The following is an 18762-nucleotide window of genomic DNA, read 5'->3' as shown; positions in this document are numbered from 1 at the left end:
CGCCGCGCGGCGCGGGCCGCGCTCAGGGCCGGGGGAGTGCGGACGGCGCGTCGGTGCCTCTCGCCTCCACGGCGACGATCCACTCCGCGACGGTGCGGCCGATCGTGTCCGGGTGGTCCTCCTGCAGGAAATGCGCGCCGGGACCGAGCGGCACCACGCGGCAGTCCGTGAGGGTCGCGGCGAACTCCGCCGCGAAGGCCGGCGAGACCAGGGCGCCCGGATCGCCGACGAACAGCAGCTTCGGATAGCGCGAGGCGCGCAGCGCCGCATGCGCCTCCGCCAGCAGCGCCCACACGTCGGCGGGCTCGCCTTCGATCGGCAGCTCGTTGGGGAAGCGCCAGACCGGACGGCGCGTCTCGGGCGTCGGGAACGGGGCCCGGTAGACCGCCATCTCGGCCTCGGAGAGCGTGCGCTTGACGCCGCGCGGCAATACCCGTTCGACGAAGACGTTGTCGTGCAGGATCATCGCCTCGCCGGCGCCGGGCGTGCGAAACTGCTTGAACGTCTCGCGCGCCGCCGGAACCTGATGAAAGTCCTCCCAGCGCGGCGCCGGACGGATGAACTCCATGAAGGCGAGGCCGCGCACCAGGTCCGGCCGGCGCGCCGCCAGATGGAAGGCGAGCGCCGTGCCCCAGTCCTGCGCCACCAGATAGGCCTGCGTGATGCCGAGCCGATCCAGGAAGGCGTCGAGGAAGCGGGCGTGGTCGGCGAAGCGGTAGGCGATGTCGGGCTTGCCGGAGGCGCCGAAGCCGATCAGGTCCGGCGCGATGCAGCGCGCCACTGGCGCCACGTGCGGGATGATGTTGCGCCAGATGTAGGACGAGGTCGGGTTGCCGTGCAGGAACAGCACGGTGCGCTCCCGCGGCATCGGCGTCTCGCGATACGCCATGGTGGAGGAGAGGACGGGGATCTCTGACAGGGCAGGGGTCATGTCGGCTCCGGTCATGTCGGCTCCTTGGGCTCGGGGGTGGACACTGGGGCGAACACGGTGGCGAAGACGATCGCCTTGAAGCGCTCCAGCGGCGCCGGCCCGCGCTCGACCTTCATGCGCAGGATGGCGCCCTGCCACGAGGCGAGCAGGAACTCGGCGAGCTCGTCGGGGTCGAAGGTCGTGGCGATCTCGCCGGCCGCCTGCGCGGCGGCGATGCAGCGCGCGAAGGGGACGCGCCACTCGGCGTAGATGGCGGCCAGGCGGGCGCGCAGCGGCTCGCTCTGCGGCGCCGCCTCCAGGCTGAAGTCGCCGATCAGGCAGCCGCGCGAGAAGCCGTCGCGCTCCAGCCGCCCCGTGATGATGTCGAGATAGCGCCGCAGCTTGTCACGCGGCGTCAGGGTGGGGTCGTCCATCGCGTCGCGGACGAGGCCTTTCACGTGGGCGAAGTAGCGGTCCAGCACCGCCTCGGCGAACGCCTCCTTGGAGCGGAAGTGGTTGGTGAACGAGCCCTGCGGCGCGCCCGCCTCGGCGACGATGTCGCGCACGCTGGAGCCGTTGTAGCCGGTGCGGAACATCACCCGAAGTCCGGCGGCGACGATGTCGTCCTTGAGAGATCGCTTGGGCATGAGCTGATAATACGTACGGACGTATTAAAGTCAAGCGGCCTGTTGCCCACGCCCGCTGCGGCCGGGAGACGCCCGGCCGCAGCGGTGGATCGCCGATCGATACCCTGGATCAGTCAGTGCGCCGGATACTTGGCCGGGTCCGCCATCTTGTCGGTGAGCTTGGCGAGAGCGGCGGCCGAGGCGGTGTCGTCGTAGACGCCGGCGGCCACCTGGAGGCCGGTCGAGAAGGCGATGTCGGCGCCGAGCGCGTAGGAGATTTTTCGCGACACGCCGCCGGCGCCCGGCCGGGTCCACAGATACTCGACCCAGCCGCCGCGCTTGTCGCCGCCGGCCTTGCACAGATCCTTGAAGATGAGACGGCCGTTGTTGTCGGTGATCTGCATGATCGGCCGGCCGACCAGATCCGGCCGCAGCGGATGCGCCACCATGCGGTCGAGCCGGCAGTCGTAGATGAACACGTAGGAGTCCTTCCACACCCAGCGGCCGCTGGCATTGTTGAACTCGGCGATGCCCGAGGCGCCCTTCTCGTTGAGGAAGCGCGAGGCCGCCCCCACTTTCGCGACCACCTCCTCGGGCGACGCCGCGTCCTCGGCCGCCGCGGCGATGCCGGGCAGGAAGCCGGCCGCACCGGCGAGCGCCGCCGCGGCGGCCACCATCAGTGTCCTTGCGCGCATGATGACTCTCCGACTGTTCGCTCGTGTCGCGTCAGGCTGTTGCGCCGGCGACCTTCAGGGTCGCGACCGGTGCGGCGGGCGCGCGGAGCCACGGCTTGCCCACCGGCAGGACATCGCGGCCGAACACGTCGGCGAAGATCAGATGCGCCATAATGTACCAGGCCATGGCGGCGCACAGCATCAGCTCGTAGCCGGCCACGACGGTCAGCTCGGGAAAGCCGAAATGGGCGAGATCGAGCAGCACGAAGCCGCCGAGCAGCAGCGTGAAGGTGAGCGCCAGCGCGCCCGAGATGCGCAGCGCCCCGACCCACAGGATCGCCGTGAACAGCGTCCAGGCGATCAGGAACCAGCCGATGTCGCTCTTGCTGGAGACGTAGAGATTGTAGTGGTTGCCGATCAGCAGCAGCGCCAGCGCGATCCAGAAGCAGCCATAGGCCGTGAAGGCGCAGTAGCCGAAATTGTTGCCGGTCTTCATCTCCTGCAGGCCGGCGACCATCTGGGCGAAGCCGCCGAAGATCAGCCCGAGCCACACCACCGGGCCGATGCCCATCCAGCCGACATTGTGGAACTGCAGCACCATCGTGGTGAGGCCGAATCCGGCCAGCCCGACCACGGCGGGATTTCCGACTTTCTGCTCTGCCATGCGACGCACTCCCCCTGAGCGGCCCGCGACGTGACGCAGCGCGAGCGCGCCCCCAACTATGCCGAGGCGGCCGGAAGGCTGCAAGCAAAGGGTGTGTTCGTGGTAGTGCGTGAATTATAGTTGTTGTCTCATGTGCTGGAAATTCTGATCAGGACCCCGGTGGCGCGATCGAATGTCGACCACGAGCACCCGTAGCCCGTGCCCGTAGCCCGTAGCCCGGGTTGAGTGAAACGAAACCCGGGATCCGTGTTGCGGCCCGCCCCGGATGTCGCTCGCGCTCCATCCAGGCTACGAAGCGGGCGGCCGACGCGCGCAGCCCTCGCTACCGCCAACCGCTCTCATACGGATTTTGTGCGAGCGCCTCGGTCATTCCGGGACGGCGCGAAGCGCCGGACCCGGAATCCAGCCACAAACACGGCAGTTGCCGCTGGATTCCGGGTTCGCACCTTCGGCGCGCCCCGGAATGACACGGAACTGATCAGGCGGACTTCGTATAACGGCTTGAAAGCTCGCGGCTCAGCTCGCCTTCAACAGGCTCGCGACCGACACGTCCTCGTCGAGATCGGGCCAGTGGATGCCTTGGCCGCGGCCGATCAGCCGCCAGTGGCCGCGCTGCGCCGCCGTCGCGTCGACGAGGCGCGGAAACCACACCAGCGGCGCCGCGACCTCCCGCCCGTCCGCCAGCGTGACCACCAGACGATCGTCCGTCACGGCGACGGCCACGGCGGTCGGATCACGCTTCACGGCCGAAATGGGCATGCCACGCCTCCAGGAACGACAGGCGAAAGTACATAATGTAGATTGACCTCGGAACTCGGCAGATCGAAGCGCAAATCATAGAGCGCGCCGCGGCCTCGGTTCGATGGGCAATCAAGCACTCTTTTTTGAGGGCAGCTGAAAGATGATGATTTTCGATTTCATTTCCCAAGCTGAGATCGAAGACCTCCCGGATCATGACCCGCCTGCGGCTTTCATTGAATTCGTTCGGATTGCCAAGGCGAGGTTAAGAGAAAGAACCTCGGAGATCAGTTCCGACGATCCCGGCGGATGGGATGAGCTTCAAGAGGCCCGCCAGGGTTTTATGAATGTAGTGGTCGCTGCTGCAAAAAACTACAGTATTGAGCCAATTGCATCGCTTTCAGTTCCGCGAATTAAAGATTTCGATGCTGATGCTCATCGGCAGTTCGGGTCTGATCTGGATCATTATTTAACTCAGATTCTGCTTGATAATAATTCTAGAGTAAAGAAGGACTCTGTTTTAATATCTCCGGATACGAAAAGTGCGATCCGTACTTATATATTTCACCTGCGAGAGTTGATTGAGAAAGCGGAGGGTGTTGATGAAATCCGACGGAACGCGCTTCTTCGAAAGTTGGATGAATTCGAATCCGAGCTCGAAAAAAGACGGTTGAGCCTTATGGCCGTCACGGTTCTGGCAATTACGCTTGTTAGCGCTCCGGGTGGATTTGGTGCGACTGCCGATTTGGCTAATAAGCTAATTACTAATATATTGCGGTCTGTTGGTGAAGCAAAGCAGGCGGAAGACGAGATGCGGCGATTGCCATCTGCGGTTTCCCCAATGGCGATAACCGGACCCAGGAAAGAAGCGCTCCGCTCGTCCGAAGCGGCTTCCCATCGTCCAGCCGATCTGGACGATGATATTCCATTTTAGGCGTAGGATGGGTGGAGCCGCAGGCGATACCCATCATTGGCGCGCCATCGCGTCGGTGGGTATCGCCTTCGGCTCCACCCACCCTACGACTGCGCTCCAGCCGGGCTACGTCGCTGCTGTCGCTCAGTCTCCGTGAAACAGGTTCCGCTCGGCGATGGCGATCACGTGGGCGAGGGAGATACCTCGCGCTGCTCGACGGCGAGCGGATGGTCGGTCGGCTCGAGCTCGACCAGCGGGGCCAGGCCGGGATCGCGGACGTGCAACATGGCCTTCAGGCCGAGCGTGCCCGGCTCGTAGGAGGAGAGGGCGCTGGCCAGCCAGGTGACCACGGGAGCGGTTCGGGCGCGGTCCGGATCGTCCCAGCTCTCGCCGAGCCGCTGATAGTCGTCCTCGGACACCGAGCACCAGACGATCCACTGGAAGTCCTCCGGGCGACCGATGATCGGCAACACGATCAGGCCGCGGATGTAGAACTCGCGATCGTCGATGATGCAGCAGTCAGCGTTGATGACGGCGCGGCTCTCGCGCTCGCCGTCCGGCAAGGCGTCATAAGGGCCCGGTGTCGGACTCCCCCACGCGAGCGGCAGCCCCTCCTGCGGCTGTCCGCAGCAGCGGCACGTCCAGGTGTAGTTCAGCATGGCCCCGCCCCTGTCATACGGTAATGCAACCGGAGGTAGCATAACCGGCGGCGGCGGAGAAGAGGGCAATAGGGGACAACCGACGGAGTCATGTCGGCGTGCATCACCTTCGGCTCCCCCGCCTGACGCATCCTTCGAGGCCCGGCTCCGCCGGGCGCCTCGGGACGACCGGGCGAGGCTCGACCCGACGAAGCGGCCCTGCCGCAGGACCGTGCGTGACGATCCCGGACGTCGATCGCCGTTCATCCAGGCGTGGGATCGAGCCCGCGTCCAGCCGCGCCTACATCGCGTCGCGTCTCATCAGGACGGCGGGCAGGCTCACGTCTGCGGTGAGGGGCACGGCGAGCGGGGCGATCGGGAGGAAGCCGGAGCGTCGGTAGAACGTTTCGGCGTTCAGGGTCGAGAAGCAGAGGAGGGGGCGGAACCCGGCGCGCGCGGATTCACCGATGCAGTGCTCCAGCAGCCTCGTTCCGATGCCTGTTCCGACCCGGGCCGGATGGGTGGCGAAGTGGCGGATATGCGCCTCGCCATCGGTGAGCGTGCCGGTCCCCGGCCGCTCCGCCGTCCAGCCGCCGCAGCCGACCAGGGCGCCGTTCGCAGTCTCGGCCACGTAATAGGTGCCGCAGGCCAGCAGGCGCGGGTTTGCGCGCGTCATCAGGGGCAGCGCGCGGCTCAGAAGCCCGGCCTCGTACCGCGGCGCGAGGAGGGCCGTGTAGCTTTCGGTCAGGAGGGCGCCGAGCGCCGGCGCGTCATCGGGGTGCGCGGACCTGATCGAAACGTTCGTCGTGCCTGACATGATCCGCAGAGCCTGCGTGCACGGGTGGACGTTCATCCTGGCGCCGAAGGTGAGGGCGGCACCCCCTCACCCGGTCCGCCTCCGGCGGCCCGACCTCTCCCCGTCGGGGAGAGGTGAAGCGCAGAGGCGCGGCCGCGTCCCCGGCTCACGACGAATGCCGTGCTCCGCTCACACGTCCAGCATCTCGTCGGAGGCGAACTCGGCTTTTTCCTGGATGAAGGCGAAGCGGGTCTCGGCCTTGGAGCCCATCAGGCGCTCGACCGACTTGGCGGTGTCGGCGCGGTCGTCGGCCAGGAGCTTGACCCGCAGCAGCGTGCGGGTCTTGCGGTCCATGGTGGTTTCCTTGAGCTGGGCCGGCATCATCTCGCCCAGGCCCTTGAAGCGGCCGATCTCGACCTTGGCGTTGGCGCGGAACTCCTTCGCCAGGATCTCGTCCTTGTGCTTGTCGTCGCGGGCGTAGATCGTCTTGGCGCCGTGCGACAGGCGGTAGAGCGGCGGCACCGCGAGATAGAGGTGCCCGTCCTCGATCAGCTTCGGCATCTGGCGGTAGAAGAAGGTGATCAGCAGCGAGGCGATGTGGGCGCCGTCGACGTCGGCGTCGGTCATCACGATCACCTTCTCGTAGCGCAGATCCTCGTCGCGATAGCTCGCGCCGGTGCCGCAGCCGAGCGCCTGCACCAGGTCGGCGAGCTGCTGGTTCTGGGCGAGCTTGTCGCGCGTCGCGCTCGCCACGTTGAGGATCTTTCCGCGCAACGGGAGGACCGCCTGCCGGGCGCGGTCGCGCGCCTGCTTGGCGGAGCCGCCGGCCGAGTCGCCCTCGACGATGAAGATCTCCGAGCCTTCGGTCGCGGTGAGCTGGCAGTCGGCGAGCTTGCCGGGCAGCCGCAGCTTCTTGACGGCGGATTTTCGCGCCGTCTCCTTCTCCTGACGGCGGCGTAGGCGCTCCTCGGCGCGCTCCACCACCCAGTCCAGGAGCTTGTTGGCCTGGTTCGGGTTGCCGGCGAGCCAGTGGTCGAACTGATCCTTGACGGCGCTCTCGACGATGCGCTGCGCCTCGCCGGTGGCGAGCCGGTCCTTGGTCTGGCCCTGGAACTCGGGCTCGCGCACGAACACCGACAGCATCGCGCCGGCGCCGTTCATCACGTCGTCGGAGGTCGCGGCGGCGGCGCGCTTGCCCTGGCCGACGCGCTCGGCGTGGTCCTTGAGGCCGCGCAGCAGCGCCGAGCGGAGCCCGGACTCGTGGGTGCCGCCCTCGGGCGTCGGGATGGTGTTGCAATAGGAGGAGACGAAGCCGTCGCCGTCCGCCGTCCAGGCGATCGCCCACTCGACCGCGCCGTTCTGGCCCGGCCGCCCGGTCTGGCCGGTGAACAGGTCGGGATGCACCAGCGTCTGCCCCTCCACGGCGTTGGCCAGATAGTCCTTCAGGCCGCCGGCGAAGTGGAACGTCTCCTCGGTCGGCACGCCCTCGATGCCGGCCAGCAGGCTGACGTCGCAGTGCCAGCGGATCTCGACGCCGCCGAACAGATAGGCCTTGGCGCGCGACATCTTGAACAGGCGCTGCGGGCTGAAGCGCGACTTCGGGAAGATCGTCGCGTCGGGCTTGAAGCGCACCCGCGTGCCGCGCCGGTTGTTGATCTTGCCGAGCTTCTCCAGGTCGCCGACTGGTTTTCCGCGGGCGAACACCTGGCGGTAGAGCTGGCCCTGGCGGGCGACCTCGACCTCCAGCCGCTCGGACAGCGCGTTGACCACCGAGATGCCGACGCCGTGCAGGCCGCCCGAGGTCTCGTAGACCTTCGAGTCGAACTTTCCGCCGGCGTGCAGCATGCACATGATGACTTCGAGCGCCGACTTCTTGGGGAACTTCGGGTGCGGGTCGACCGGGATGCCGCGGCCGTTGTCCGACACGGTCAGCCAGCCGTCGGCCTCCAGCGACACCTCGATGAAGGTCGCGTGGCCGGCCAGCGCCTCGTCCATGCAGTTGTCGATCACCTCGGCGAAGAGGTGGTGCAGGGCGCGCTCGTCGGTGCCGCCGATATACATGCCGGGCCGGCGCCGCACCGGCTCCAGCCCCTCCAGAACCTCGATGTCCTGCGCCGTGTAGGTGCCCTCGGCGGCGTTGCGGCGCACGTCGAACTTCGGGTCCGGCTTGGGCTCCGCCTTCGGTGCCGGCTTGGCCGGCTCGGTCGGACGGCGCACGGCCGGAACGCCTCCGGCGGCGAACAGGTCGGAGGACTCTTTCTTCGAGACGGGTTTGGCCATCGGGATGTCGGTCGGACTGTCTGTTCAGGATGTGTTCGAATCGGTGGCCCGCACTATGCCACGCGTCCGGGCGAAGATGTGGCGCGTTCGTGGCGGGATACGCCGCGACGCGGCAACTTCCGATTTGCAACAACCTGCCAGGGTTGTGAATTGCCGATCAATGCAACCTCGCCATACTCCCGCGGTGTCCTACGACAGGAGGAGATGGCATGCGCATCCCCGTGCTCGCGATCCTGCCCGCCCAAGAGCCCCTGGTCGAATCGGCGATCGCCGCGGCGGACCGCCGCGCGTCGCAAATTCCCCTCGACGCCACGACGATGCCGCCTGGCCTGACCCTCGACCCCACCTTTCCGGCCGTGCCAGTGGGAAAGGGCGTCACCGCAGGGGCGACGCTGGAGACGCTGGCGCCGGCGCAGTCGCAGAACTTCGCGGTCCGCGGCTTCATCGACGCCGAGGATCCCGGCGAGATCCCGACCGAGAGCGGCGGCCGGCCGCTTTTCGCCGATCCGGTCATCGCGCCGTTCCTCACCTGCGGCGGCACGCCGCCGGTCGGCAAGGCGGCCGACGTCGCCACCAAGCTGAACGTCCCGACGCTCGCGGCCCGTGGCCTCGACGGTGACGGCGTCGCGGTGGCGATCATGGACACCGGGATCAACCTCGCCCATCTGCAGCGCAAGCTCGGTGCCTTTCCGCGCTTCGACGCGGGCAATTCATGGACGCCGGCCGGGGCCACCTCGGGTCCCGGCAAGCATCCGGTCGATCACGGCACCATGTGCGCCTACGACGTACTGATCGCGGCGCCGAAGGCGACGCTGCTCGACTACCCGATCCTCGCCACCACGGCGCCGGGCGGCTCGGTGACGGGCAGCACCTTGAGCGTCGCCCTTCAGGCCTTCGCCCAGCTCATCGCGTTCTGGGCCGTCGCCTTCGCGCCCGGTGGGGCGCTGCGCTACAAGGCCCTGGTGGTCAACAACAGCTGGGGCATCTTCCATCCGAGCTGGGATTTCCCGCCCGGTCATCCGGGCCGCTACATCGACAATCCGAACCACCCGTTCAGTCTGATCGTCGGCGTGCTGGCGCGGGCCGGGGCCGACATCCTGTTCGCGGCCGGCAATTGCGGCGGCGAGTGTGCCGACGGCCGCTGTCAGGCCCGCACCACCGAGACCATCATGGGTGCCAATGCCAGCCCCGACGTCCTGACGCTCGCCGGCTGCGACGTCACCGACACGCGGGTCGGTTACTCGTCGCAGGGCCCCTCGATCGCCGGCATGTTCCAGCAGAAGCCGGATGTCACGGCCTACACGCATTTCCTCGGGTCGGAGGCGTTCGGGCAGGGGGCGCCGGACAGCGGCACCTCGGCGGCTTGCCCGGTGGCGGCCGGATGCGTCGCGGCGCTGCGCACCCGCCTGTCGTCGCAGGCGATGCCGCCCCGGAACCTGTTCGCGCAGATCACCACGACGGCCCGCCAGGTGCAGGGCGGGCCGGGCTGGAACAGGAATTACGGACACGGCATTATCGACCCGGATGCGGCGGGCCAGAGCGCCGGCGTGTGAGCGGAGGCGCCCGATGGGCGAGCCCAGGACGGCGCTGATGACGGTGACGGGCCGAGGCGGGCCGCCGACGCTCGCCGAGGCGGCGACCCAGCTCGGCCTCGGTCCCGCCGATCTCGACGCCGGCTTCGGCGTCGTCCCGGTCGATCCGGAGCGCGACCTCTTCGCCGTCGAGGTGCGCGCCGACCGCGTTCCCCCGGCCGGGCCGGCCGGCGAGGCCTATCGTGGGCCGTTCTCCAACCCCGATATCGCGCCCTTCGGTCCGCCCCAGCCGGCCGGTCCTGGCAAGACCGGTCGCCGCTGACGCGCCGTCCGGCCGCCGCGGGGCGCGGCAGTGCGGCGCGTGACAACCGGGGGCCGCCGTGAAATCATCCCGAACGGTGGCGCCGCCGGCGCGGCCGTGGGTTTTTCGGGGCAGGGCGCCCGGCGGCGCGTCACGGCGCCGCGCCCCTCGCGCAGCCGGGAGCCTACCCCCGTCGATGCTCGGCTCCCATCTGTTCCCGGACATGATCGAACAGTACACGCAGATCCTGATCGACTTCGTGCGCGCCAACCAGGCGTGGGGCGCGCCGGTGGTCGGCCTTTTGGCTTTCGCCGAGTCGCTCGCCTTCTTCTCGCTGATCGTGCCGGCCTGGGCGGCGCTGATCGGCATCGGCGCGCTGATCGGCCTGGGCGGGCTCGAGTTCTGGCCGATCTGGGTGGCGGCCGCCATCGGCGCCGCGCTCGGCGACTGGCTGTCCTACTGGCTGGGCTTCACCTTCAAGGACAAGGTCGCCCATGTCTGGCCGCTGTCGCGCTATCCCGACCTGCTGCCCAGGGGCGAGGCCTTCATCAAGAAGTTCGGCGTGGCGGCGATCTTCATCGGCCGCTTCTTCGGGCCGCTGCGCGCCTCGGTGCCGCTGGTCGCCGGCATCTTCGTGATGCCCTGGTGGCACTTCCAGGCGGCGAACTTCTCCTCGGCGTTCGTCTGGGCCGCCGTGCTGCTGGTGCCCGGAACCCTCGGCTTGAAGTGGTTCACCGGAGCGTGATCCGCCGTGTCGTGCGCACGCCTCCGTCCCATCGTATGAGGACGCTGCGCGGCTCCGGGCCTCTCCACGGTCCTGAGCAAACCCCCGCATCCCCTTGATCGACGCGACAGACCGCAAACGACCTGGAGTGAAGAGGATGAGCGACATGACCCGACGCACGATCCTGGCCGGGGCCGCCCTCGGCGCGGCCGGCGCAAACCTGCCGCTGACGGCGCAGCCCGCGGCCGCCGCCGTCCCGACGGCGACCAGCCAGGCGCCCGGGGTCTACCGCTACAAGATCGGCAGCCTCGAGGTGACGGTGGCGACCGACGGCGCCCGCACCTTCCCGATGCCGGACGGCTTCGTGAAGAACGCCAAGAAGGACGAGATCGACGCCGCGCTCCAGGCCGCCTACATGGAGCCGGGCAAGATGACCATCGTGTTCAACCCGCTGGTGGTGAACACGGGCGGCAAGCTGGTGGTGATCGACACCGGCAACGGCCCGGCCGCTTTCGAGCAGTCGAAGGGCGCGGTCGGCCAGTTCCACAAGAACCTCGCCGCCGCCGGCATCGATCTCGGCGCGGTCGACGCCGTCGTCATCTCGCATTTCCACGGCGACCACATCAACGGCCTCTTGACCGCCGACGGCAAGCCGGCCTTCCCCAATGCCGAGATCCTGGTGCCGCAGCCCGAGTGGGCCTACTGGTCCGACGACGGCGCCATGAGCCGCGCCTCGGACGGCCTGAAGCCGAATTTCGCCAATGCCCGCCGGGTGTTCGGCGCGCTCGGCAACAAGGTCACGCCCTACGCCCACGACAAGGAGCTGGTCACCGGCATCACGCCGATCGCGACGCCGGGCCACACGCCGGGCCACACCTCCTTCGTGCTCGCCTCCGGCAACGCCAAGACGCTGATCCAGTCCGACGTGACCAACCATCCGGCGCTGTTCGTGCGCAATCCGGGCTGGCACGCGATGTTCGACATGGATGCCGACCAGGCCGAGAAGACCCGCCGCCGCCTGTTCGACATGGCCTCGGCCGAGAAGCTCCAGGTGCAGGGCTTCCACTTCCCGTTCCCGGCCGCCGGCTACGTCGAGAAGGACGGCGCCAGCAACTACCGCCTGGTGCCGATCGCCTGGAGCCCGACGCTCTGACGGCGTTCGGCCGGGCTGCGGCCGCGCGGCCCTTCCACCCCGGGGCCCACCGTCGCTGCGCCGGACCGCCTCGCCGGGCCGCCCTGGGTCCCGGCTCTGCGCTGCATCGCTTCGCGCTGCACCGCGTCCGGGACACGGGACGGGGGGAGCAAGCCGCTTGCGGCGCGCTTTGCCGAGACGTGGCCGAAGCCCCGTGAGGTCGTCACACGGCCGTGGGTCTGAACGTGATCCGTCCGGCCTCGCCGGTCCGTCGGTGGGGCTTCACGACGATCTCCACGTCCTGGGCGAATGCGGTGAGCATCTTCAACAGACGTTCGGCCGAATAGTCCTCGAAGTCCCCCCGCAGGAGGCGGGACAGATCGGGCTGGGAGATGCCGACGAGCTTGGCGGCCTTGACCTGGGTGAGGCCGCGATCCTTGATCGAACGGTGCAGCTCGGCGACGATGCCGGCCTTCAGCATCCGCTCTTCGGGGTTGGGCAGGCCGAGGTCGGCGAACACGTTTCCGCTGCCGACCTCGTGCGCGGGCAGCCGCGTGCTGCTCTTCCTGGTCATGGCGTGCTCCCTGGTTTCCCCCGGTGCGCCCGGTAATGCATCTCGGCATCGCGCAGCCGTGATCTGATCAGATCGATCTCGTGGAGAGGAGTGGCGACGCCCGTCTTGGCCTTCTTCTGGAAGGCGTGAAGGACGTAGACCACACCGGAAAATCGCACTGTGTAGACGGCCCGATAGGTGTCGGTGTCGAAATCCTCGATCAGCTCCAGGACCGTACGTCCGCCGAATCCCTTCAGTGCCTTCGCGCCGAGCGGCTCGTCGCCCTCCTGCACACGGCTCAGGGCGTAGCCCATGCGGTTCCGGACCTTCTCCGGGAATCGCTTCAGGTCCTTACGGCTGGAGCCGATGAAGATGCAGGGTTTCGGGTCGGGGCGTTCGATCCTCACCTCTCGATATGGGGATACCCCCATAACCTTGTCAAGGAGATGAGTTCGTCCTCGTGGATGCGAGGAGCGCGCCCGCGGAAAGCTCCTGCCGCGCTGGCCGACCGCGTGACGCGAAAGCGCATCCCGGCCCCGCGATCCGCCGACGGGGTCTTTTCCCTGTGGCATCGAGGGGCTATGTCTCCGCCGCATTCTGCGATCCGGCAGATCTGCGATCCGGAAGGACACGTCATGGCGGACAGGGCGAATATCGGCATTCTCGGCGCCTCGGGCTACACGGGCTCGGAGCTGCTGCGCCTGCTGCTGCGCCATCCGCGCGTCGACATCGCCCTCCTGACCGCCGACCGCCGCGCCGGCCAGGCGATGCGGGACGTGTTCCCGCAGTTCTCGCCCTACGCGCTGCCGCGGCTCGTCTCCATCGACGACACCGACTGGCCGAGCGCCGGGCTCGACCTCGTCTTCTGCGCCCTCCCTCACGGGACGACCCAGACCGTGATCGAGACGCTGTTGGACAAGGCGCCGAACACCAAGGTGGTCGATCTCTCGGCCGATTTCCGGCTGTTCGACCCGGAGGCCTATGCGCGCTGGTACGGCCATGCGCACCGGGCCGAGGCGTTGCAGCGCGAGGCCGTCTACGGGCTGGTCGAGGTCTACCGCGAGAAGATCAGGGGCGCCCGGCTGGTCGCCAACCCGGGCTGCTACACCACCTGCGCCCAGCTCCCGCTGCTGCCGCTGATCCGGGCGGCGGCCATCGATCTCGACGCCATCGTGATCGACGCCAAGTCGGGCATGACCGGGGCCGGGCGCGCCGCCAAGGAGGCGATGCTGTTCTCCGAGGTGTCGGAGGGCTTCCACGCCTACGGCGTCGGGCATCACCGGCACATGGCGGAGCTGGACCAGGAGTTCTCCAAGGCGGCGGGTCGCGAGGTGCTGCCCACCTTCACGCCGCATCTGGTGCCGATGAACCGCGGGATCCTCTCGACCATCTATGTCCGCGGCACCGAGGGCAGGGGGGCCGAGGAGCTCTACGCGATCCTGGTCGACGCCTATGCGGACGAGCCCTTCGTGCACGTGCTGCCGTTCGGCGAGATGCCGCAGACGCGCCACGTGCGCGGCTCCAACATGACCTTCATCGGGGTCGCCAAGGACCGCGTGCCGGGCCGCGCCATCGTCTGCGCCGCGCTCGACAACCTGGTCAAGGGCGCCTCGGGCCAGGCCGTGCAGAACATGAACCTGATGCTCGGCTTCCCAGAAGCCCTCGGCCTGGAGCAGATCGCGCTGTTCCCCTGAGGGAACGGTACGACGCGCGGATCGGCGCGCTGCGCCGCCTCGTCCGGCGGCGGTCAGGCGCTCTCGGATCGGCCGGCCCGGTCCGGGAACGGGACGGCGAGCTCGACCCACAGGCGGTCGAGCTCCTCGGTCAGCGTCTGCTCGAAGGCGGTCGGATCGGGGAGGTTGTGCAGCTCGAGGCGGCGGCGGGCGAGGCGCCAGCGGTCGGGGCTCGCGGTCTCGTCGCCCCAGCTCCAGCCGGAGAAATCCTGCCGCGCCACCGCCTGCATCAGGCCGTCGATCGCCCAGGCGTGCTCGGCCGCGTAGAAGGCTTCACGCACCGTCCGGGTGGCGGCCGCCGCGCAGGCGACCACCGTCTTGCTGGCCAGGAGATTCCGTCGCGCGATCCGGACGCCGCAGCTCTCGCGGCGGTTGTCGTTGGCGGCGGGGCGGCGGAACGCCGTCTTGCTGGCGACACGCTGGGCTCGCAAGGCACGTCTTCCCTGTCGTCGTCGGTCCGTCGGGTGGAGGATCCACCGCGCGAGACCGAGTCACGGCCGCCCCGCTCGGGCCGACGGCCCGCCGCAGGAGCGACTCTCCATTCCAGGATCTAGCCGATAGGACTTACGAGACCGCTGTCCGGGTCGACGCAATTCGTCGTTCGGGAGCGGGCGGACGTTCACCAATCGGCGCGTCGGGTGGGGACAGTCACGGTTCGGCCACAGTGCGGGGCGGGGTCGTCTCAGGCGAGGAGCCGCGCGGGCTCTCCCGCCTCGGCGAGCCGCGTCACGGCCTGCTTGTCGAAGGAGACGAAAGTCCGCCCGCTGAGCCAGCGCCCTTCGTGGGCGATGACGCCGTCGGCGAAGTCGCCGCCTCGGTCGAGCAAGGCGAGGCCAGCGTCCACGGCCGGCCGGTTCACGGCGACGGTGGGGCTGTCGATCAGGCGGCGGAGAGCATCGGAAATCTCGGCTGCCGGGATCCGGTAGCCTTTCGACAGGACCCAGACCAGCTCGCACAGCACCGGCGACGGCACGGCGACGAGCTCGGCCTCCGCCAGCAGCCGCTGCGCCACCGCGCTCTGGGCGGCATCGTCCTCCGTGAGGGCGCGGACCAGGACGTTGGTGTCGGCCGTGATTCTCATCGCTCGCCGGCCCAGCCGCGCGTGGCGATCTCGTTCATCTCCTCGACCGAGAGCGCCGGGCCGCCGGCCCTCTTCAGCCGCCCGAACACGTCCGAGATGGCGCCGCCGCGACGCTGCGCCGCCACCACGACACGGCCGTCCGGAAGCTTCTCGACCGTGACCTTGTCGCCCGGGCGGACGCCGAGATGTTGAAGCAGATCCTTGCGCAGCGTCACCTGACCCTTCGCCGTGACGGTGAGGGCGCTCATGCCGGTCTCCTCCGAGCACAGGGATCGTCTGCTGAAAGTAAGGCGATATTTCCTTACTTTCAAGATCCCGGCGCGGTCGGACGCCCGACGCGTCACACGCCGGCGCCTCACACCCCGGCGACGACCGGGCGGATCACCAGGTTGTCGTTGACCGACTTCACCCCCGGGGTCTCCTCGATCACCACCCGCAGAGCCTGCTTCTCGGCCGGCGAGTCGACGACGCCCCAGGTGTCGACGACGCCGTCCGTCACCGTGACGTTGACGAGGCTGGAGGCCAGCCACGGCTCCGCCTCCAGGCGGGCCATGATCTGCTTGCGCAGATCGGCGTCGGCGATCGGGCTCGTCGCGGCCTGGCGGCGCTGGGTGGCGAGCGCGTGCAGCAGGTTGGCGCGGCTGACGATGCCGACCAGCTTGCCGCCCTGCAGGATCGGCACCCGCTTGATGCGGTTGCGCTCGAGCAGGCTGGCGATCTCGGCGACCGGCGTGTCGGGCGTCGCGGTGACCAGCTCGCGCGTCATCACGTCGGCGGCGCGACGGGCGTGCTCCTTGACGTATTCGGCGGCCAGCACCTCGCGGCCCATCAGCAGCTTCAGCCACCACGAGCGCTCGTGACCGGTGCCGGATTCGGCGCGACGCAGCAGGTCGCCTTCGCTGACGATGCCGATCGGCCGTCCCTCCGGGTCGACCACCGGCACGCCGCTGATGCGGTTCTTCAGCAGGATCTCGGCCACGTCCTGCACGGACGTGTCGGGCGTCACCGTGATGACGCTGGTGGACATGATGTCGGAGGCTTTCATGGCGGGACTCCTGGCGTGCGAGATTGTTCGATGTTTCTTGTCCGGCCGATGGAGAGCGGCCGAAGAGACACGGTCGTCGACAGCAGTCTCGACCGGCCGCCGCCGGGCGCATTGACGGCGCGCAACTTCGTCACGCCATGCCGCGCGGAGCCGCCATGCGCCCGCTCACCTCTCCCCAACGGAGAGAGGGTGAGGCAGCCGCCGTTGCGAGCACGCACGTCGTCCTGATCAGCTCCGCACCTTCACGTAGCTGCCGGGCGCGTCCTCGATCGGCGGGAACTCGGCGGTGCCGGGAATGCGGGCCGGCACCTCGGTCGGGTCGAAGTGGCGGATCCACTCCAGCCAGTGCGGCCACCACGAGCCGGGATGCTCGGTCGAGCGCTTGATCCACGCCTCGACGCTGTCGCCGCTGTCGCCGGAGGGCCGCGCGCCGGTCCAGTACTGGTATTTTCGTCCGGCCGGCGGGTTGATGATCCCGGCGATGTGGCCGGAGCCGGCGCAGACGAACTCGACCTCGCCGCCGAACATCGCGGCGCCGATATAGACGGACTCGGCCGGCGCGATGTGGTCCTCGCGGGTCGCCACCGTGTAGATCGGCACCAGGATCTTCTCGAGGTCGAGCGCCGTGCCGTCGATCTCCATGCGGCCCTGGCTGAGGTTGTTCTCCAGGTAGCAGTTGCGCAGGTAGAACGAGTGGTTGGCCGCCGGCATCCGGGTCGAGTCGGAGTTCCAGTACAGGAGGTCGAACGGGAACGGCTGCTCGCCCTTGAGATAGTTCGAGATGATGTAGGGCCAGACCAGGTCGTTGGAGCGCATGAAGTTGAAGATCATGGCCATCTTCTCGCCCTCGAGGTAGCCGATCTCCGCCATCCGCCGCTCGATCGCCTCGATCTGTCCCTCGTCCGAGGTGAACAGCTTGAGGTCGCCGCCCTTCTCGAAGTCGACCTGGGCCGTGAACATGGTGGCCGAGCGGATCCGCTCCGCCGTGGTGGTCGCCGACAGATACGCCATCGTCACCGACAGCATGGTGCCGCCGACGCAGTAGCCGAGCGTGTGGGCGGAGGGCTCGCCGGTGATCTTCAGCACGACGTCGAGCGCCTCCAGCGGACCCTGGCGCATGTAGTCCGCGAAGGTCTTGGCGCCCAGGTGCTCGTCCGGATTGACCCACGAGATGATGAACACCGTGACGCCGTTGTCGACGCAGAACTTGATGAACGACTTCTCGGCGTTGAGATCCAGGATGTAGTACTTGTTGATCCAGGGCGGCACCATCAGGAGCGGCGTCTTGAGCACCGTCTCGGTGGTCGGCGTGTACTGGATGAGCTGCATCAGCTCGTTCTGATAGACCACCTTGCCGGGCGTGACGGCGAGGTTGCGGCCGACCTCGAACTGCGAGTTGTCGGATTGCCTGATCTTCAGCTCGCCGTGGCCGGCCTCGATGTCCTCGGCCAGCATGGTCATGCCGCGCACCAGATTGTCGGCGTTCGACTTGAGCGTCAGGCGCAGCAGCTCGGGATTGGTGAAGACGAAGTTCGACGGCGCGATCGCGTTGACCATCTGCTTCATGTAGAAGTCGGCCTTGCGCCGGGTCAGCGGATCGAGGCCCTCGGCGTCCTCGACCAGATGATTGGCGAGCCGGCTGGTCACCAGATAGGCCTGCTTGAGGAAGTCGAAATAGGTGTTGCTCGACCACTCGGGGTCGGAGAAGCGGCGGTCGCGTGGATCCGGCGTGGCGATCGGCGGATGGCTCTCGCCGGCGAGCCGCCGCATCGTGTTGGCCCACAGATCCAGATAGGCGTGGCCGATGGAGGTCTGCAGCTCGATCGCCCGCTTGGCGTCGCGCATCCAGTACTCCATCACCTTGCCGAAGGTCGTCACGATGTCGACGACCTGCTGGGGCGGCTCGTCGTGGATCTTGCCTTCCTCGCGCGGCTTCATGAAGGCGGCCAGGGCCCGGCCGCCTTGTTCCATCATGCGGGCCACGTTGGTGGCGAACTTCTCGATGTCGACATGCGGCGGCGTCTGGTCGGCCTCCGGCTTGGCGGCCTTCTTGGGCTTCTCGGGCTTGACGGCGTCGACCTTGGCGGCCGCGACCTTGATGGGCTCGACCTGGGCGGCTTCGACGGTCGGCGCAGCCTTGAGCTCGAGCACGGCCTCCAGCCTGGGCTCGGACCGGGTCTCGACCCGGGTCTCGACCTGCGCCTCCGCCAACCGGGCGGCCGGAGCGGCCTCGGGCAGGGGCGGCGGGGCGCCGGCCGCCTCGGCGGCGGCCGCGATGTCGGCTGTCGACGTGCCGGGACCCTCGTGGGGCGGCTCGGCCTTCTCGAACCCGGCCGGCGGCGTCGCCTCGGCGAGCGGTGCCGGCTCGACCGCGGATTGGGTGGGGCCGGCCGCGCCGTTGCCGGCGCGGTCGAGATGCGGC

21 protein-coding genes are annotated in these 18762 nt (G+C 68.5%); 6 read left to right on the top strand and 15 right to left on the bottom strand.

Translation table 11 applies throughout. From position 1 onward, the window contains the following. Positions 1 to 22: 22 nt before the first annotated feature. From CH341_RS04280 to CH341_RS04260, 5 genes are all read right to left on the bottom strand, one after another. Positions 23 to 931: a haloalkane dehalogenase gene (locus CH341_RS04280; RefSeq protein WP_245430874.1), complete on the bottom strand. Its 909-nt coding sequence runs from the start codon at positions 929 to 931 to the stop codon at positions 23 to 25. A gap of 11 nt (positions 932 to 942) precedes the next feature. After that, the gene (locus tag CH341_RS04275; RefSeq protein WP_111417791.1) at positions 943 to 1557 is read right to left on the bottom strand and encodes a TetR/AcrR family transcriptional regulator; all 615 of its coding nucleotides are present in this window, start codon (positions 1555 to 1557) and stop codon (positions 943 to 945) included. A gap of 113 nt (positions 1558 to 1670) precedes the next feature. Then, positions 1671 to 2231, bottom strand: coding sequence for a cache domain-containing protein (locus CH341_RS04270; RefSeq protein ID WP_245430873.1), 561 nt, complete (start codon positions 2229 to 2231; stop codon positions 1671 to 1673). 31 nt (positions 2232 to 2262) lie between these two features. After that, entirely contained in the window at positions 2263 to 2874 is a 612-nt protein-coding gene (locus CH341_RS04265) for an acetate uptake transporter (RefSeq protein ID WP_111417789.1), read from the bottom strand. A gap of 516 nt (positions 2875 to 3390) precedes the next feature. After that, the gene (locus CH341_RS04260; protein ID WP_111417788.1) at positions 3391 to 3633 is read right to left on the bottom strand and encodes a DUF2442 domain-containing protein; all 243 of its coding nucleotides are present in this window, start codon (positions 3631 to 3633) and stop codon (positions 3391 to 3393) included. A gap of 142 nt (positions 3634 to 3775) precedes the next feature. Between CH341_RS04260 and CH341_RS33585 the strand changes: the two genes are divergently transcribed. Beyond that, positions 3776 to 4546 carry a hypothetical protein gene (locus CH341_RS33585; protein ID WP_146604366.1) on the top strand — a complete coding sequence of 257 codons (771 nt, stop codon included), beginning with the start codon at positions 3776 to 3778 and terminating at the stop codon, positions 4544 to 4546. A gap of 161 nt (positions 4547 to 4707) precedes the next feature. Here the strand turns inward: CH341_RS33585 and CH341_RS04255 are convergent, their stop codons facing one another. The 3 genes from CH341_RS04255 to parE all read right to left on the bottom strand — a co-directional run bounded on the left by CH341_RS04255 (position 4708) and on the right by parE (position 8239). Beyond that, the gene (locus CH341_RS04255; RefSeq protein WP_170149466.1) at positions 4708 to 5184 is read right to left on the bottom strand and encodes a DUF2199 domain-containing protein; all 477 of its coding nucleotides are present in this window, start codon (positions 5182 to 5184) and stop codon (positions 4708 to 4710) included. 280 nt (positions 5185 to 5464) lie between these two features. Beyond that, positions 5465 to 6016 (bottom strand): GNAT family N-acetyltransferase, encoded by a 552-nt coding sequence (locus CH341_RS04250; protein ID WP_111417786.1) that lies wholly within the window; start codon positions 6014 to 6016, stop codon positions 5465 to 5467. Between the two features lie 132 nt (positions 6017 to 6148). Then, positions 6149 to 8239, bottom strand: coding sequence for a DNA topoisomerase IV subunit B (gene parE / locus CH341_RS04245; protein ID WP_111417785.1), 2091 nt, complete (start codon positions 8237 to 8239; stop codon positions 6149 to 6151). Between the two features lie 209 nt (positions 8240 to 8448). Here parE and CH341_RS04240 point away from each other — a divergent pair, with 209 nt between their 5' ends. The 4 genes from CH341_RS04240 (at position 8449) to CH341_RS04225 (ending at position 11949) form a co-directional block, all read left to right on the top strand. Next, the gene (locus CH341_RS04240) at positions 8449 to 9792 is read left to right on the top strand and encodes a S8 family serine peptidase (protein WP_111417784.1); all 1344 of its coding nucleotides are present in this window, start codon (positions 8449 to 8451) and stop codon (positions 9790 to 9792) included. A gap of 13 nt (positions 9793 to 9805) precedes the next feature. Beyond that, on the top strand, positions 9806 to 10093 hold the full coding sequence (locus CH341_RS04235) for a hypothetical protein (protein WP_111417783.1): 288 nt from the start codon (positions 9806 to 9808) through the stop codon (positions 10091 to 10093). 175 nt (positions 10094 to 10268) lie between these two features. After that, positions 10269 to 10817 carry a DedA family protein gene (locus CH341_RS04230; protein WP_425376147.1) on the top strand — a complete coding sequence of 183 codons (549 nt, stop codon included), beginning with the start codon at positions 10269 to 10271 and terminating at the stop codon, positions 10815 to 10817. A 136-nt stretch (positions 10818 to 10953) separates the two neighbouring features. Then, positions 10954 to 11949 (top strand): MBL fold metallo-hydrolase, encoded by a 996-nt coding sequence (locus tag CH341_RS04225; protein WP_111417782.1) that lies wholly within the window; start codon positions 10954 to 10956, stop codon positions 11947 to 11949. Between the two features lie 202 nt (positions 11950 to 12151). On the opposite strand, the gene CH341_RS04220 is transcribed toward CH341_RS04225, so the two are convergent. Next, positions 12152 to 12502 (bottom strand): helix-turn-helix domain-containing protein, encoded by a 351-nt coding sequence (locus CH341_RS04220; protein ID WP_111417781.1) that lies wholly within the window; start codon positions 12500 to 12502, stop codon positions 12152 to 12154. Further along, a complete protein-coding gene (locus CH341_RS04215; protein WP_245430872.1) occupies positions 12499 to 12888 on the bottom strand; it encodes a type II toxin-antitoxin system RelE/ParE family toxin in 390 nt (129 codons plus the stop codon). Before CH341_RS04215 ends, CH341_RS04220 begins: the two co-directional genes overlap by 4 nt. Before the next feature lie 228 nt (positions 12889 to 13116). On the opposite strand from CH341_RS04215, the gene argC reads away from it, so the two are divergent. Continuing rightward, positions 13117 to 14175, top strand: a complete 1059-nt coding sequence (argC, locus tag CH341_RS04210) for an N-acetyl-gamma-glutamyl-phosphate reductase (protein ID WP_111417779.1) — start codon at positions 13117 to 13119, stop codon at positions 14173 to 14175. 53 nt (positions 14176 to 14228) lie between these two features. On the opposite strand, the gene CH341_RS04205 is transcribed toward argC, so the two are convergent. The 5 genes from CH341_RS04205 to phaC all read right to left on the bottom strand — a co-directional run bounded on the left by CH341_RS04205 (position 14229) and on the right by phaC (position 18344). Then, a complete protein-coding gene (locus CH341_RS04205) occupies positions 14229 to 14645 on the bottom strand; it encodes a hypothetical protein (protein ID WP_111417778.1) in 417 nt (138 codons plus the stop codon). A 251-nt stretch (positions 14646 to 14896) separates the two neighbouring features. Continuing rightward, positions 14897 to 15295, bottom strand: a complete 399-nt coding sequence (locus tag CH341_RS04200; RefSeq protein WP_111417777.1) for a type II toxin-antitoxin system VapC family toxin — start codon at positions 15293 to 15295, stop codon at positions 14897 to 14899. Further along, positions 15292 to 15543, bottom strand: coding sequence for an AbrB/MazE/SpoVT family DNA-binding domain-containing protein (locus CH341_RS04195; protein WP_111417776.1), 252 nt, complete (start codon positions 15541 to 15543; stop codon positions 15292 to 15294). The genes CH341_RS04200 and CH341_RS04195 overlap by 4 nt, the downstream gene beginning before the upstream one ends. Positions 15544 to 15650: 107 nt before the next feature. After that, positions 15651 to 16340, bottom strand: coding sequence for a CBS domain-containing protein (locus CH341_RS04190; protein WP_111417775.1), 690 nt, complete (start codon positions 16338 to 16340; stop codon positions 15651 to 15653). Positions 16341 to 16568: 228 nt separating this feature from the next. Further along, the gene (gene phaC, locus CH341_RS04185; RefSeq protein WP_342634997.1) at positions 16569 to 18344 is read right to left on the bottom strand and encodes a class I poly(R)-hydroxyalkanoic acid synthase; all 1776 of its coding nucleotides are present in this window, start codon (positions 18342 to 18344) and stop codon (positions 16569 to 16571) included. Positions 18345 to 18762 lie beyond the last annotated feature (418 nt).

The sequence above is a fragment of the Rhodoplanes roseus genome, from assembly GCF_003258865.1.
GTDB lineage: Bacteria > Pseudomonadota > Alphaproteobacteria > Rhizobiales > Xanthobacteraceae > Rhodoplanes > Rhodoplanes roseus.
Note: the sequence above shows the minus strand (reverse complement) of the source record. Positions and strands in the feature narration are given on the sequence as shown.

Bases quoted from the DNA above. Each gene is read 5' to 3' on its own strand.
- CH341_RS04280 (WP_245430874.1), bottom strand. From the start codon at position 931: ATGACCCCTGCCCTGTCAGAGATCCCCGTCCTCTCCTCCACCATGGCG.
- CH341_RS04275 (WP_111417791.1), bottom strand. From the start codon at position 1,557: ATGCCCAAGCGATCTCTCAAGGACGACATCGTCGCCGCCGGACTTCGG.
- CH341_RS04270 (WP_245430873.1), bottom strand. From the start codon at position 2,231: ATGCGCGCAAGGACACTGATGGTGGCCGCCGCGGCGGCGCTCGCCGGT.
- CH341_RS04265 (WP_111417789.1), bottom strand. From the start codon at position 2,874: ATGGCAGAGCAGAAAGTCGGAAATCCCGCCGTGGTCGGGCTGGCCGGA.
- CH341_RS04260 (WP_111417788.1), bottom strand. From the start codon at position 3,633: ATGCCCATTTCGGCCGTGAAGCGTGATCCGACCGCCGTGGCCGTCGCC.
- CH341_RS33585 (WP_146604366.1), top strand. From the start codon at position 3,776: ATGATGATTTTCGATTTCATTTCCCAAGCTGAGATCGAAGACCTCCCG.
- CH341_RS04255 (WP_170149466.1), bottom strand. From the start codon at position 5,184: ATGCTGAACTACACCTGGACGTGCCGCTGCTGCGGACAGCCGCAGGAG.
- CH341_RS04250 (WP_111417786.1), bottom strand. From the start codon at position 6,016: ATGAACGTCCACCCGTGCACGCAGGCTCTGCGGATCATGTCAGGCACG.
- parE (WP_111417785.1), bottom strand. From the start codon at position 8,239: ATGGCCAAACCCGTCTCGAAGAAAGAGTCCTCCGACCTGTTCGCCGCC.
- CH341_RS04240 (WP_111417784.1), top strand. From the start codon at position 8,449: ATGCGCATCCCCGTGCTCGCGATCCTGCCCGCCCAAGAGCCCCTGGTC.
- CH341_RS04235 (WP_111417783.1), top strand. From the start codon at position 9,806: ATGGGCGAGCCCAGGACGGCGCTGATGACGGTGACGGGCCGAGGCGGG.
- CH341_RS04230 (WP_425376147.1), top strand. From the start codon at position 10,269: ATGCTCGGCTCCCATCTGTTCCCGGACATGATCGAACAGTACACGCAG.
- CH341_RS04225 (WP_111417782.1), top strand. From the start codon at position 10,954: ATGAGCGACATGACCCGACGCACGATCCTGGCCGGGGCCGCCCTCGGC.
- CH341_RS04220 (WP_111417781.1), bottom strand. From the start codon at position 12,502: ATGACCAGGAAGAGCAGCACGCGGCTGCCCGCGCACGAGGTCGGCAGC.
- argC (WP_111417779.1), top strand. From the start codon at position 13,117: ATGGCGGACAGGGCGAATATCGGCATTCTCGGCGCCTCGGGCTACACG.
- CH341_RS04200 (WP_111417777.1), bottom strand. From the start codon at position 15,295: ATGAGAATCACGGCCGACACCAACGTCCTGGTCCGCGCCCTCACGGAG.
- CH341_RS04195 (WP_111417776.1), bottom strand. From the start codon at position 15,543: ATGAGCGCCCTCACCGTCACGGCGAAGGGTCAGGTGACGCTGCGCAAG.
- CH341_RS04190 (WP_111417775.1), bottom strand. From the start codon at position 16,340: ATGAAAGCCTCCGACATCATGTCCACCAGCGTCATCACGGTGACGCCC.